Raw genomic sequence first — 13,775 nt, 5'->3', positions numbered from 1 at the left:
TAATCCCTATAAAAAATTTAAATTTTATATATTCGGCTCAAATTAGATAACCAGTTTCGGGAAAGCTCAAAATTTTTGACATATAACCAGGATGGTCATATAAATGAGAACTCGAATAGCATTTAAACCGATAGAGATTCTTGTAGTAGAAGACAGCAAAGGCGATATTGGACTAATAGAAGAAGGTTTCGAAGATGCAAAAATCGGGAACATTCTTCATATTGTAGAGGACGGAGAAGAAGCAATCGCTTTTTTACATGGTGAAGGACAGTTTTCAGGTTCCCCACGCCCGGATATAATACTTCTGGACTTAAATTTACCAAAAAAAGACGGGCGCGAGGTTCTTGAGGAAGTGAAAAGCGACGATGAACTTAAAAACATACCTATTGTGGTTTTAACTACTTCCAAAGCTGAGGAGGACATCCTGAGATCTTATAATCTGCACGCCAATGCATATATTACTAAACCTGTTGACTTTGATCAGTTTCTAGAAGTAGTTAAGTCCATAGAAAATTTCTGGCTTGAGATTGTAAAGTTGCCATCAAAGTAAAACCAGAATCACCCGGATAGGACGGTTTGACTATGTATAAAAAGGTAGAAATCTTGCTTTTTGAGGATAATCTCGGGGATGCAGGTTTAATTGAAGAGATGCTCGAAGGATTCACCGACTTTCAGTACGAATTTAAAACCGTTCAGACCCTTAATGAAGGTTTAAGCCTTCTTAAAGAGAATCGGTTTGATATAATATTATCTGACCTGGGATTGCCAGACAGCGACGGTATTGATACTTTTCTTGAAATTCATGCAAGGAATTCACGAATTCCCATTATAATTCTGACAGGAATGAATGATGAAAATATCGGAATTGAGGCTGTAAAGACAGGTGCTCAGGACTATCTGGTCAAAGGGCAGGTAGATGGCAGATTATTGAAACGTTCTATCCAGTATTCCATTGAGCGTAAAAAAGCAGAGGAAAGAGTTCAAAACTTAGCGAATATAGTGGAATTTTCAAATGATGCCATTGTAACCCGGTCTCTTGATGGTTTCATTACCAGCTGGAACCTTGGAGCAGAGCAAATCTATGGGTATCCAGCTGAAGAAATTTTGGGAAAGCCTGCAACAGTCTTAATGCCTTCCATCCTGGTAAATGAATCACAAAAACTGACTGAAATGATAAAACAGGGAGAAAAAATTCACCAGTATGAGACTTCACGGTTAAGAAAAGACGGTACGGTTATAGATGTCTCAATGACTCTTTCTCCGGTTTTTGATATTTTCGGAGAGCTTATGGCAATCTCGGTTATCGCCAGAGACATAACCGAGAGTAAAAAAGCCGAAGAAAGGCTTCACAATAGTGAGGAAAGATATCGGATTGTTACGGAACAGACAGGTCAGTTAATATATGAGCACGATGTCGAGGAAAATAAAATCTACTGGGCAGGCACCATAGAAGAGATTACAGGATATACTCAGGAAGAACTGCTGGACACCGGTATTGAACTATGGATAAACAATGTCCACCCTGAAGACCAGAAGAAAGTCTGGAATCAAAAGATAAACGGCTGCAGCCATGACTTAAGGAACACTGAAAATAAGAGGAATTTCCACCTTGAGTATCGTTTTAGAAGGAAGGATGGAGAATATATCCATGTTGAAGATCATGGGGTCTGTCTTCAAAAGGGAAATTATCTTACAAACAAAGTCCTCGGAATAATGAAGGATATCACAGAGCGTAAGCGGATAGAAGAAGAACTGCGAAAGTCCGAGGAACGCTTTCGTCTCGCCCTGAGAGGCTCAAGCATTGTTATGTTCAGTCAGGACCTCGAGCTGAGGTACACATGGGTGTACAACCCTGCGCCGGGCTTCAAAGTCGAGGATGTCCTGGGTAAGCGTGACTATGAGATATATCAGCCAGAGGATGCTGAGATATTTACCGCTATCAAGCGTCAGGTATTAGCCAGTGGCACAGGTAGACGTGACGAGGTAGTCACCCATAGGTCAGCTTCCGCTGGTGGTAATCTGGTCCATGATATGACCACGGAACCGCTGCACGACGCCACAGGAAACATTATTGGGGTCATCTGCGTCGCAATGGATATTACTGAGAAAAAGGAAGCTGAAAATTTCCTTAAAAAAATTGAAGAAGCCCGTAAAAAGGAAATTCATCATAGAATTAAAAATAATCTGCAGGTAATCTCGTCTCTGCTAGACCTGCAGGCTGAAAAATTCGCTGTCAATGAGGTTTATGACACTCCAAAGGTGCTTGCAGCTTTCAGGGACAGCCAGAACAGGGTTATTTCTATGGCTTTGATCCACGAAGAACTGTATGGGTCAAAAGAAGTCAGTACTCTTAATTTTGCGACTTACCTTCAAAAACTGATTGAGGAGCTCTTCAGGTGTTACAACGTTGGAGCTTCGGAAGTCAAAATGGTTCTGGAAATAGAGGAAAATATTTTCTTTGATATGGATACTGCAGTTCCGTTAGGAATGATTGTTAATGAGCTGGTCTCAAATTCCCTCAAACATGCATTTCCAGGTGGGAAAACAGGAGAAATTAAAATAAAACTCTCACGGGAAATAAGTGAAAAATCTGAAGATAACGGAATTGAAGATAGTAACGAAGCATGTAAAAGTACCAGTTATATCCTGATCGTTTCAGATAACGGAGCAGGCATACCTGAGAGCATCAGTCTGGAAGACTCCTATACCCTTGGAATACAACTGGTAACCATCCTGGTAGACCAGTTAGACGGAGAACTTGACTTGAACAGGGACTCTGGAACTGAGTTCACTATAAAAATCACAGTAGCGGAAAAGAAGTAAAAACATGTCAGTGAGAGCAAGTTGATAGAGACGTTTATTTTGCAGTTAAACTTTTTTCAATAGATTGCATTGTCAATAATATAACAAACTATACAACACCAGCTGGTGCGTTGATTCCGGAGTATGTCAAAAATGAGCTTTTTAAAAACCACGGAAAGCATGGAAAATACGGAAGGCATGGAAGATACGGAAGGCACGGAAGATACGGAAGGCACGGATGATACAGAAGACACGGATGATACAGAAGACACGGATGATACAGAAGACACGGATGATACAGAAGACACGGATGATACAGAAGACACGGATGATACAGAAGACACGGATGATACAGAAGACACGGATGATACAGAAGACACGGATGATACGTAAAAATAAGTAGTAAATGTGTGGTTCTTCCGTGCTTTCCGCGTTTTCCGTGGTTGTAATATCCAGATAAAATCACTCTTTCGAATCACTCTTTCGAATCACTCTTCGGACGACTGCATTTTTCGTGTTACAAAATTCCATGTGACTTTAAAATAATGTTTGCGTCATAAGCTGTAATTATTTAATTAGTATGTATTTATTTCAGAATCGATGCACTCGTTCTTTCTTCATAGCCCTTTTATGGTTTCCATCCCTCAGCTTCTAAAGCTTCCAGTACTGTATAAACTCTACGATCTGTAGTTCCGCTTTGTTCTGCTATTTCATCTATGGCTGCTTTAGGAATCAGTCCGTCACTCTCTGCTTTACGCTGGACTAATAATGAAGCTATTTCATTGAATGTCTTTTTAGCCCCGTTAAATTTTTTATTCTCGCCATCGTCTTCTGTACCTGATAAATTCAGAAACTCCCTTGCAAATTGTTTTGACGTTTCACTAACATTCACTCCCTTCTCAGGTGTCCATTCTAAAAAATCCAGTTTGCAAGCTTGCAACTCTGCAAGATATATTTCTTCATTTTGATCTCCCATAAAGTTTACCAACTCCTAAAATTAAGATTTCTGTTTGATTCTATTTTTCTATTACTAATTGGGTGTCAAATAGTAAAGTACTTTTTTAATTCAGGATTCTATCGAAAGTATAAGCTCATTCCAAAACCAACTTTTATTTCCAAATTCATAAATGTTTCATTAAAATATTTTTATTAAAATTGGCGTTAATATCACAATTTTTTTCGAATCTTAGTACTTAACAATCAATCATATTGATTACATAAAACCGTCTTAGATTTTTTCCTTTTTTATTTGTCAAAAACCACTAACTTTCCCAATAGCATATTATGCACATGAATAAAATACTTTTAAATATAATATATGCCCGGCAATTTTAACCATATAAACTCTCTCATGAACCCCAATTCATGAACCCCAATTCTAAAAAATGAACAGGAGGCATTTAGATACAATACAGCATGGGCATTGACGCAGGAGGTACCTACACCGATTCGATCATCATTCGGGATTCCGATGGCAAAGTGATGGATTCGAACAAGGCGCTTACCACTTATCCTGACCTGCTCACAGGAATTAAAAATTCCATAGACGGGCTGGATGAGAAATATTTAAAAGACGTAAAAATGGTTTCGGTCTCAACAACGCTTGCTACAAACACAATCCTTGAAAAAAATGGCTATCCTGTAGGGTTGATCCTCGTAGGAGATTATGAAATTCCGGAAAGGAAGGATATTGAGTTTTATACTATCGTAAAAGGAGGGCACGACCATCACGGAGCTGAACTGGTTTCTCTTGATATGGAAGCTGTGGAAGCTTTTGTCAGTAAGGTTAGGGATAAGGTTTCAGCCTTTGCAGTCTCGTCCTATTTCAGTATCCGAAACCCTGCTCATGAACTGGCAGTCAAATCCCGCATCCAGGAACTTACCGGGATGCCTGTGGTCTGCGGACACGAACTTTCACTTGACCTTGGAGCCTACGAGAGAGGGGTTACAGCCTACCTGAATGCCCAGTTGATTCCTATTGCAAACCAGTTTATCCGCTCAATCAGGGAAGAAATCTCCAGGCGGGGAATGGACTCAAGGCTGTTGATGCTCAAATGCGACGGTTCGGTAGTGGGCATTAACGAAGCCCTGGAAAAACCAATCGAGTCTATCTTTTCGGGCCCTGCAGCAAGCCTTGTAGGAGCGTCCCATCTTTCAGGGCTTGAGACCTGTGCAGTTATTGACGTAGGCGGGACAAGTACGGATGTTTCCATGCTTGAAAACGGGCTTCCTGAACTCTGTGAGGAGGGCGCTGTAGTCGGAGGCTGGCAGACAAAGGTAAAAGCTATCCGGATGGAAACCTCAGCAATGGGAGGGGACAGCCATGTCTGGATCAGGAACATGAAAATAAATATCGGCCCAAGGCGAGTTATCCCACTCTGCGTTGCAGCGGTTAAATACCCCGGTTTTCTTGAAGTCCTGAGAAAAGGAAGAATTCCTGGAGCTATGCACCTTGACGAAAATGTGCAACCTACTAAGTTTTTTGTAAGGACAGGCATTGAACCCTCAGACCTCGGAAAATTTGAAGCAGAACTCTTTGACAGGATAGGAGATTTTCCGGCATCGCTTAATGATATTTTCTGGGAGACCAGGAAAACGCTTTCTCCGGGTCTGCTTGATTCGCTCATAAGAAAACGCCTGATCCAGGCAATCGGTTTCACTCCAACCGATGCGCTTCATGTGCTCGGAGAATATACAGCCTGGGACCAAGAAGCCTCAAGGGTAGGAGCAAAACTTCTGGAACGATATACCGAGACCGACCATATCGAGATCTGCAAACAGATAAAACAGGACGTTGCAAGGAATATGGCCTTAAACCTAGTATCTTTTATCCAGACTGATGTGCCTTCCTCCGAAATCGAGAAAATCCTGCTTTCTGACAGGTTTACACAGTTCAAAATGAAAATCCCTGTGGTGCTGATAGGAGGCCCTGTAGTTGCATACACCAGGGAGTTGAAACAAATTCTCGATGCCGATATCATAATCCCGGAGCATGCCGAAGTAGGAAACGCGGTCGGAGCCGTTGTAGGCAAGGGCATAAAAAGAATTGAAATCCTTATCAAAAGCGCCTACTCAAAAGATAAGAAAAGGCTCGTTCTTCTGTTTTCGCCTCAGGGCAGGGAAACCTTTGGAAGCTACCCAGACGCTCTGGAATATGCTGATGTTCTGGGAAGAAAACTCATCATGGAATACATGACCGAAGCCGGGCTCGACAAAGGGCAGATCCAGATCGAGGTCAGTAGAAAAGATATATCTCTTAGTGAAGCAGGGGCAGTACCCTTAGAGACAAAGCTTGTTTTCGTTGGAGTTGGAATGCCAAAAGTTTGAGTTCCGGAAATCTCCCGGAATATTTATATTTACCCTCAATAGTGCAATAATGCAATAATTAATTCAGTGTTTGGTCTTGAGCCTCTCACCAGCTCCTGAGGACCTAACAGAATTGGACGTAATTTCCTGGACGTAATGTCCTGATTTTGCGGTCAGAACATCAGCAAGTAATTAAAAATGGCATAAAAGGAACAGCATTACAAATGGCAAGGAAAGAGTAATGCAAAAACGCCAGAAAGTAAATGTGGAGATATAAAAATGGAATGCAGTTCAAAAATGGCATATGATCTGGGCATTGATGCAGGTGGAACTTATACTGATTCGGTTTTAATCAGGAAATCGGATGGAAAAGTTGTATGCTCAAACAAGGCCCTCACAACTTATCCTGATCCTATAGAAGGAATAAAGAAGTCAATTGACGGACTTGACCCGGAAAAGATAAAACTCGTGACTGTAGTTTCGGTTTCAACTACTCTTGCCACCAATACTATTCTTGAAGGAACAGGATATCCTGTTGGGCTCATCCTTATCGGAAATTATGATGTTCCTGAAGATTCGGGAATTGAGAACTGGATTATGGTAAAGGGAGGGCATGACAGTAATGGCGAAGAAGTCGCAGTCCTTGACCTGCCAGCAGTCGAAAAATTCGTACTTGAAATAAAAGACAGGGTATCGGCTTTTGCAGTCTCTTCTTACTTCAGTGTGAGAAATCCGGAGCATGAGCTGCGTGTAAAAACCCTGATCCAGGAATTGACAGGGCTGCCCGTTGTCTGCGGGCATGAACTGGCCCAATCGCTCGGGGCTTATGAAAGGGGAGTTACTGCCTACCTCAATGCCCAGCTCCTGCCTGTAGCAGAGGGCTTCTTAAAAACGATAGTAACTGAGATCGAAAGAAGAGGTCTTAACCCGAGAATTGCCATGCTCCGCTGCGACGGTTCTGTAGTAAGCATGCAGGAGGCTATGAAAAAACCCATAGAATCGGTCTTTTCAGGCCCTGCAGCAAGTCTCCTTGGAGCTTCCTATCTGTCCGGGCATGAGACCTGCACTGTAATTGACGTCGGAGGAACAAGCACGGACGTCTCCCTGGTCCACAAAGGACTGCCAGACCTCAGTGAGGCAGGAGCAGTTGTGGGAGGCTGGCAAACAAAAGTCAGAGCTCTGCGTATGGAAACTTCGGCTATGGGCGGAGACAGTCATATCTGGGTCCAGAGCGGCAATATACACATAGGCCCCAGACGGGTTATCCCTCTCTGCAGGGCAGCAGTCCTGTACCCTGATTTTATGAACACTTTGAAAAAGCGCTGGATTCCGGACAGGCTCAAGCTGGACGAACATATCCAGGCAACAAAGTTCTTTGTCCGGACAGAGCAGAAACCTGTCAATTTGAACCGGGAAGAAAAAGAGCTCCTTGCCCTTATACGGGATGAACCGCGTTCCCTCAAAGATGTCTACTGGGACAAAAGTATCCTCCCTCCAAAGAGAGTAATGGATTCTCTAATCCAGAAGCGGCTTGTTCAGGTAATCGGTTTTACCCCAACAGATGCGCTTCATGTGCTTGGTGAATATACTGAATGGAATGTTGAAGCTTCGGAAATCGGAGCTACTCTGCTTGCAAACTTCATAGGGATTGACAGGGATGAGTTCTGTCTAAATGTTAAGCGGCTCTTTGCCAGAAACATGGCCCGAGACCTTATTGCTTTTCTGATGGAAGGAGTGAACAGGAAAGAAATTGAAAAAATGCTTGATGGCAATTTCTTCGCTCGTTTTAAAGTGGATATCCCTGTTGTCCTGCTTGGAGGGCCTGTAAGGGCATATGTGGACGAACTGAAGAAGCTTATAGATGCCGAAGTCTTTGCTCCTGAACACTCAGAGGTTGGAAATGCTGTCGGAGCTCTTGCAGGAAAAGGGACAAAACGCATTGAGATAACAGTGCGCACGCTTTACAGTGAGTCCAAGTATGACCTTAAAACAAAAGGGATCTTTGTGTACACACCTGTAGGAAGGAGGCATTTCATAATCCGGAGTGAAGCCGTGGAGTTTGCTGAGGAGTTTGGAAGAAAGCTGATTCTTGATTATATGGCCGAATCCGGGCTTCTCCCTGACCAGGTTACAGTTAATGTACAAAAAAAAGATATAAAAGTCCATGCAGGTGAAATTCCGATAGAGACAAGATTTATCTTTGAAGGGGTTGCAAATTCTAATGTCTATGAAAAAGCTCTTTCTGGTCAGAGGAAAAAAGATGATGGCTTTACAGACCTAAACAGGCAGGTCCATTCGCTGGGTTGTAATTCCTGTGGAGAATTCTCTATCTCTGAAAATTATGAGTAAAAAGGGTAAAGTTCATAACTGTGGCTTACGTTTCAGAAATTAAAGATATAACTATGAGCTCAGTAGTTTAACTTATAACAATTAAAAAATTTTCAAACGAATTTGGAACTTTTATAATATGTGCCGGTTGCTCATACAATGGAAACCGCACAGTAAATGCATAAATCTCTTAAGGATAGGACTTACGCACTTGAGAAGCAAAATCAATTAAGGCAAAAACTGTGGATTAAAGTCGGTTTTTAGGCAGTTAACGGTCTGAAGCTATTGATTCTTCATTTCAACTGCGTAAGTCCTGAAGGAGTTAACATGATCCCAAAAAAATCATTTTTGACAAAGGGTACAGGGGTACACAAAGACCGATTAGCATCTTTTGAACTTGCGCTAAGGGCTGCAAAAATTGAGAAATTCAATCTTGTAAGTGTTTCAAGTATTCTGCCCCCGAATTGCAAAGTCGTACCCAGAGAAGAAGGACTTGCAGAGTTAAAACCTGGTGCCATTGTCCATTGTGTACTTGCAAGGAATGATACTAATGAGCCTCATCGTTTAATGGCTGCAGCCATAGGGACTGCAGTTCCTGTAAATGAAGACAACTACGGGTACATTTCCGAACATCATTCTTTTGGAGAAGAAGAAATTATTGCAGGAGAATATGCTGAAGACCTGGCGGCAACAATGCTTGCGACCACCCTTGGAATAGAGTTTAACGCAGAAATGGCCTGGCATGAGAGAGAGCAGGTCTACAAGGCGAGCGGGCATATCTTTGACACATTCCATATGTGCCAGACCGCAAACGGCGACAAGGATGGAAAATGGACCACGGTTGTAGCTGCAATGGTTTTCGTCACAATATAAGTCACAGAATAAATGAGTTGAGAAAGACAAATTAAAAACTTTAAGAAACTATGTTTTAGAAACGAGGTCATGACAATTTAAATTTAGTGCGTTTTTATATACTTAAAATGTTATAGAGCTCTTTATGGTGAAAATCAAACTTAAAGATAACGAGGAGCAATACCTCCAGGACTTTGTTAAAAAAGGACAGAAAAATGCAAGAGAATTGATCAGAGCACGAATTCTATTACTTGCAAATAAGAATAAAAAGAATCTGGAGATCGCTGAAATACTGAATGTCGGCAGGAATACCGTTGGGAGAACCAAGAAGAGATATTTGGAGGAAGGTCTCCAAAGAGCTCTTCAAGATAATCCAAGAACTGGTCAACCCATAAAATATACAGAGAAACACATTGCAGAAATCATAGCTCAAGCATGTACTACACCTCCTGATGGAAGAAAAAAGTGGACACTTGCACTGCTTACTGAAGAATTGAAGAAAAAAGAAGGTTTTGAGACAATAAACAAAGAGAGCATCAGGCTTGTTTTAAAAAAAGCAAAAATAAGCCCTGGTCGAAGAGAAAGTGGTGCATCCAAAATATAGGCGCAGAATGTAGGAAAAGAATGTATGACGTTCTCAGTCTTTGAAGAAGACTATGATCCGGAAAAACCTCATTGTATCTCATTGTGAAGTTGCATTATTTGGCCTCGGACTTATAGATATGAATCTGGCATCACAAATGCCGTAAATTTGAGATTTTATTGAAAGTTTCCATCGTAACACCAGAGCCACTTTGCAAAGGTTTATTTTTTACATAATTTGACTATCCTTAGCCAATCTACGATTAAATCTTTAAGTTTATATACAATGAAGTACTCTTAGCGTATTGGGCATCTGGGAAGGTCATAAGAGACCTTTTAACTCTTTTTAATAACCCCCCATACCCCCCAACTCCCCAATAACCGGATGCCCAATCCCCATTAATGCTATGTTCAATATTTTTATCTTCAATATTATTTATCCAGAATGTCACCTTCTTTTTCACATTGCTAGAACATCTTTAGCTTTGTCTGCCATATGATTTCATATAGATTTCAGGTTCGATCCGAATGGAGTCAAACTGATATTGGGTTACAACTTATATTGGATTATAACTTATATTGGGTTACAACTGATATTGAAATTGTTTTTAGAGCTTGTTTTTGCAATTCGTTTATGCACTTTTTCGTTACATGAAGCGGATATCGAGTTCCTGAAAAATGAATTTCCATCTTACCTTAAAAGATGTCATCCGGACTATTTTTAACCAAATCTTTCAGATTTTATGTATTTTATTTTATTTTATTAGACTTTTCCACGAATACCAAACCGAAAATACACGCACCTGACCATAGAAGTGCTTGACACCAGCGGGCTAAGATTCCTGGACCTTACCACGTCCACCGAATCAGCAGGAATGATAAAGCGTTTTAAGCTCATGATACTGGTTTTTTAGTTAAGCTACGTACTGCATAGCTCTTGTGCTGTCATTAATCGTAAAGTAGCTTCTTATGCATGTGCCTGGAAAATAAAATAAGCAAATTTTTCACTTTTTTGTAAGATCTAATGATTTAAAGAGGTTTTTTCCATGTTATTTCTATTATTTATTCAGATATATGGATTTTAAAGTTTAAAAAAACTTATTTTCCCTAAAAACTTCCATTAAATCCCATTTTGCTTGAAAAAACCTATATTCAGGCAAAAAATGCTTAATCGATAACAGAAGCCGTAATTCAAAGACACAACCATAAAGAAAATTGTTGATCGTATATAAAGAGCAAATACAACCAGATTTTTTTTAATCTGTTAAAAGGCTTATATACCTTAGATCCTGGCAGTTCGCCTTGAAAAACCAATGTTAAGGCGGTTTATAAGCAGTAAACACGTTATATGTCGATAAAAATAAGTTTTAAGTTTTAAAAACATTTATTTTACAAATTAAATCATTTAAAACTATTATTTCATTAATTAAACCTTTTTAAGCTATTTTTTGGTATAAGTATATTTATATTTTATATAACGAATTTTAAAATTGTCAAGCTGCGTGTAGTCGGCAGGACACCTAGAATAAGCAAATTTAACAGAGTAAATTTAACAGGTAATTTAAGGTATAAAACAAAATCACGTAATATAATCAAAGTAAAATAAAAACCAAAGAAATAAATAACGTTTTATAAATAAAAAGAGTTTAAATAAATTTCTGGAGAATAAATTTCTGGAGTGAGGTATGTGTTAGAAATGAAAAAGACATTGGGAATTTTCCTGGCAGTCTGTTTTGTACTGTCAGTGACAGTTGCATCAGTCAGTGCAGCTCCTTGGGACAATAATAAGAACAAAAAGGATGGAAATAAATTTAAGTTTGACAACTACAACGGAAAGAAGTGGGATAACGACAAGAGAAAATTTGATAACGATAAGAGAAAGTGGGATAACGATAAGAGAAAGTGGGATAACGACAGGAAAAAGTGGGATAACGACAGGAAAAAGTGGAACAATAAGAAACATGGCAAAGAGTACAACAAATGGTACAAAATGTATATGAGCTGGTTCGTCAGCTACAATACGTTCTGCAGTTCTTACAACAAATTCTATAGCTACTACTACGAGTACTCCTATGTATTCTACAGCAGATAAAAGCCACTACGTAAAAGCCACTATAAAAAAAAGATGAGGATTGGCTGTATAAAAAATTGGCTGTATAAGAAGGTAGTTATCTCGTCATACACCCCTCTATTAAATAAACAACAATCGGGATAAAGAAATGAGTTCAATTAAAGTTTGGAGTGGGTCATGTATTGAAAATAAAACAGATGCTGGGAGTTTTCCTGGCATTCTGTTTTGTACTGTCTTGCACTGTAAGTAACAATTTTATCATTAAGTTAAATATAGCACCCTGCGACAATAACAGGAACAAAACGAGATAACAGTAATAGGTTTGACGACAACGACAGGAAGATTTGATCCTATAATTGTGACAAAATATTTTACTATGCGATTATCCTCATAATGTCCTCATAAAAACCAATGCAGCCTTGAATTGGAAATCATTTTATCCATAGGGGATGGTGAAGATTTTTTTTGTTTTTTAATCTTCTTTTTCCTGTTTTTTGCCTTTTTAAGCCTTCTTCTTCCACGTATTTCTCCTTTTTGTGCAGGGCCGCCAGACAAACTGGCGGATGTTTTCGATATCACAGGAGTTAAAAATCGGTTTCAGGAAGTAAAATAACTCAAGTTTTACTGCTTTTGTTCTGTTCTTTCAGAGCTTTTTGCCGTTTAACGAATCTGGCTCCCATCTCAAAGGCTTTCTGGCAGTCCTGAGGGAATACTTCTTTTCGCCTATTTGCCTTTTCCTGAGGATTGAAAACAGACGAAGCGTATTTTGAATAATCATCAAACTGGTATGTATCTGTGCTGCATAATGATTCGGAATACCCAAATATCTTTGTTGCAACCCATTCGTTTGCCTCAATAAGCTTATTAGTCCCAACCAGCTCAAAAAGGTCCTCAGTGATGTTCATAGTGTAGATAAAACCAACAGAAATATTTTTGGGATAAAATGTTTGTATGTCAGTAGAGTAGGTTATATACGGGAATATATAACGTTCCATAAAGGACCGCATTTCTCCTGTGGAATTTCCAAGGTAAATTGGCGATCCGAGTATTACAGCATCGGCTTCCTCCAGCCTTTCAAGTACAGGTGTCAGTTCATCCTTTACTGCGCACTTTCCAAAGCTTTTTCCACCTTTTAATTTGCAGGCAAAACAACTTATACAGCCTTTAAAGTCAAGGTCATAGAGGTGGATTAATTCGGTTTCTGCACCTTCTGAAGCTGCACCTTCAAGGGTTTTTTCCAGCAGGGTGGCTGTGTTCCAGTTCTTTCGAGGACTTCCGTTTATTGCTATCACTTTCATGACTTTTACCTCGGGTTTTTAACTTTCTTTACATTTATATTCGCAATATAGGTACGTTAGGCAATACAGGTCCTTAGTTTTCTTTATGTAATCACTATGGTTATAAGTTTCACTACGTTACAGATTATTGGGATCATGGGCGAGTTTTATCTGAAAACTTTGAAAAGTTATAGGTTTCACTACTTTACAGATTACTACAGTATTCTCTCAATAGCTAGAAACAGAAAAACTTGGAAAAAAGAACAGTTTTTTAGAAAGTTTTTCTCCGAAGTCGAGTAGTGAATTTCGACCGACAAGAACAGAGGGAAAAATAACGTCACAAATAACACCACAAATACCATTACAATGGGTAGGTTGCCGTTGATATGTTTTATTTTAGTGGCTAAAGGATTGAAATCCAAAGAAATACAGTTATTTATAGGGAAAAATACTGGATTCCATAAGCATAATTTTTCCCAAAAGCTCTACATTTTGACCCTTGACTGATTATACTTACCCTAATTACCCTAAAATTCTCTGGAAAAATATAGTTTTAT

At 39.6% G+C, this 13,775-nt stretch carries 10 protein-coding genes and 1 pseudogene; 8 read left to right on the top strand and 3 right to left on the bottom strand.

Annotation, left to right across the window (positions count from 1 at the left end; all coding sequences use genetic code 11):
* Positions 1 to 103: 103 nt before the first annotated feature.
* The 3 genes from MSKOL_RS08115 to MSKOL_RS08105 all read left to right on the top strand — a co-directional run bounded on the left by MSKOL_RS08115 (position 104) and on the right by MSKOL_RS08105 (position 3,195).
* Complete coding sequence (locus tag MSKOL_RS08115; protein WP_048155090.1) at positions 104 to 550, top strand: response regulator; 447 nt, start codon at positions 104 to 106, stop codon at positions 548 to 550.
* Positions 551 to 582: 32 nt separating this feature from the next.
* Positions 583 to 2,823: a PAS domain S-box protein gene (locus MSKOL_RS20705; RefSeq protein ID WP_052725387.1), complete on the top strand. Its 2,241-nt coding sequence runs from the start codon at positions 583 to 585 to the stop codon at positions 2,821 to 2,823.
* A 132-nt stretch (positions 2,824 to 2,955) separates the two neighbouring features.
* Entirely contained in the window at positions 2,956 to 3,195 is a 240-nt protein-coding gene (locus MSKOL_RS08105) for a hypothetical protein (protein WP_048155086.1), read from the top strand.
* Between the two features lie 235 nt (positions 3,196 to 3,430).
* On the opposite strand, the gene MSKOL_RS08100 is transcribed toward MSKOL_RS08105, so the two are convergent.
* Positions 3,431 to 3,778, bottom strand: a complete 348-nt coding sequence (locus tag MSKOL_RS08100; RefSeq protein WP_048155083.1) for a hypothetical protein — start codon at positions 3,776 to 3,778, stop codon at positions 3,431 to 3,433.
* A gap of 440 nt (positions 3,779 to 4,218) precedes the next feature.
* Here MSKOL_RS08100 and MSKOL_RS08095 point away from each other — a divergent pair, with 440 nt between their 5' ends.
* The 4 genes and pseudogenes from MSKOL_RS08095 to MSKOL_RS08080 all read left to right on the top strand — a co-directional run.
* Positions 4,219 to 6,129 carry a hydantoinase/oxoprolinase N-terminal domain-containing protein gene (locus tag MSKOL_RS08095; protein WP_231592543.1) on the top strand — a complete coding sequence of 637 codons (1,911 nt, stop codon included), beginning with the start codon at positions 4,219 to 4,221 and terminating at the stop codon, positions 6,127 to 6,129.
* A gap of 276 nt (positions 6,130 to 6,405) precedes the next feature.
* Positions 6,406 to 8,457 (top strand): hydantoinase/oxoprolinase N-terminal domain-containing protein, encoded by a 2,052-nt coding sequence (locus tag MSKOL_RS08090; protein WP_048158234.1) that lies wholly within the window; start codon positions 6,406 to 6,408, stop codon positions 8,455 to 8,457.
* Positions 8,458 to 8,763: 306 nt separating this feature from the next.
* Entirely contained in the window at positions 8,764 to 9,309 is a 546-nt protein-coding gene (locus MSKOL_RS08085; RefSeq protein WP_048120148.1) for a pyruvoyl-dependent arginine decarboxylase, read from the top strand.
* Between the two features lie 124 nt (positions 9,310 to 9,433).
* Positions 9,434 to 9,961: pseudogene (locus MSKOL_RS08080) on the top strand (helix-turn-helix domain-containing protein); the annotation flags it as partial.
* A gap of 172 nt (positions 9,962 to 10,133) precedes the next feature.
* On the opposite strand, the gene MSKOL_RS08075 reads toward MSKOL_RS08080, so the two are convergent.
* Positions 10,134 to 10,334: a hypothetical protein gene (locus MSKOL_RS08075; RefSeq protein WP_048120144.1), complete on the bottom strand. Its 201-nt coding sequence runs from the start codon at positions 10,332 to 10,334 to the stop codon at positions 10,134 to 10,136.
* 1,232 nt (positions 10,335 to 11,566) lie between these two features.
* Here MSKOL_RS08075 and MSKOL_RS08070 point away from each other — a divergent pair.
* Positions 11,567 to 11,962: a hypothetical protein gene (locus MSKOL_RS08070; protein ID WP_156151009.1), complete on the top strand. Its 396-nt coding sequence runs from the start codon at positions 11,567 to 11,569 to the stop codon at positions 11,960 to 11,962.
* Positions 11,963 to 12,555: 593 nt separating this feature from the next.
* Here MSKOL_RS08070 and MSKOL_RS08060 read toward each other — a convergent pair.
* Positions 12,556 to 13,239 carry a flavodoxin family protein gene (locus MSKOL_RS08060; RefSeq protein WP_048155072.1) on the bottom strand — a complete coding sequence of 228 codons (684 nt, stop codon included), beginning with the start codon at positions 13,237 to 13,239 and terminating at the stop codon, positions 12,556 to 12,558.
* Between the last annotated feature and the right edge of the window lie 536 nt (positions 13,240 to 13,775).

The organism is Methanosarcina sp. Kolksee (assembly GCF_000969945.1).
In the GTDB taxonomy this organism is placed as follows: domain Archaea; phylum Halobacteriota; class Methanosarcinia; order Methanosarcinales; family Methanosarcinaceae; genus Methanosarcina; species Methanosarcina vacuolata.
Note: the sequence above shows the minus strand (reverse complement) of the source record. Positions and strands in the feature narration are given on the sequence as shown.

Coding starts and splice junctions, on each gene's coding strand:
- MSKOL_RS20705 (WP_052725387.1), top strand. CDS start 583: ATGTATAAAAAGGTAGAAATCTTGCTTTTTGAGGATAATCTCGGGGAT.
- MSKOL_RS08095 (WP_231592543.1), top strand. CDS start 4,219: ATGGGCATTGACGCAGGAGGTACCTACACCGATTCGATCATCATTCGG.
- MSKOL_RS08100 (WP_048155083.1), bottom strand. CDS start 3,778: ATGGGAGATCAAAATGAAGAAATATATCTTGCAGAGTTGCAAGCTTGC.
- MSKOL_RS08090 (WP_048158234.1), top strand. CDS start 6,406: ATGGCATATGATCTGGGCATTGATGCAGGTGGAACTTATACTGATTCG.
- MSKOL_RS08060 (WP_048155072.1), bottom strand. CDS start 13,239: ATGAAAGTGATAGCAATAAACGGAAGTCCTCGAAAGAACTGGAACACA.
- MSKOL_RS08115 (WP_048155090.1), top strand. CDS start 104: ATGAGAACTCGAATAGCATTTAAACCGATAGAGATTCTTGTAGTAGAA.
- MSKOL_RS08085 (WP_048120148.1), top strand. CDS start 8,764: ATGATCCCAAAAAAATCATTTTTGACAAAGGGTACAGGGGTACACAAA.
- MSKOL_RS08105 (WP_048155086.1), top strand. CDS start 2,956: ATGAGCTTTTTAAAAACCACGGAAAGCATGGAAAATACGGAAGGCATG.
- MSKOL_RS08070 (WP_156151009.1), top strand. CDS start 11,567: ATGAAAAAGACATTGGGAATTTTCCTGGCAGTCTGTTTTGTACTGTCA.